Consider the following 287-nt stretch of genomic DNA (forward strand, 5'->3'; position numbering starts at 1 on the left):
GCATAATGCTGTTCATACAGCCCGTTGCGGCGGCTGACCAGGTTGCCCCAGTGGTCGTATTTCATAAACAGCGCCTGCCAGTGCTGCAGGCGGTTATCCGTGACCGGTACCGGATCGTCATTGGCGGCGAGGTTATCCGCTGCGTCGTAGCTGAACTGCGCTCGGCTGTGTCCCTGGCGGGCCTCGTAGTGCTTCAGCAAGCGTCCTTCGGCGTCGTAGCCGTAGTCCACCTCACCGCGCAGGGTGTCGCTGACGCCGGAAAGCTCACCGCGTGCGGTGTAGCGATA

General features: G+C 62.4%; 1 pseudogene. It reads right to left on the reverse strand.

The window, feature by feature from the left end:
* Positions 1 to 287, reverse strand: a pseudogene (locus tag C5687_RS24460) (RHS repeat-associated core domain-containing protein); the annotation flags it as partial.

This window comes from Enterobacter sichuanensis, from assembly GCF_002939185.1.
GTDB classification, from domain to species: Bacteria; Pseudomonadota; Gammaproteobacteria; order Enterobacterales; family Enterobacteriaceae; genus Enterobacter; species Enterobacter sichuanensis.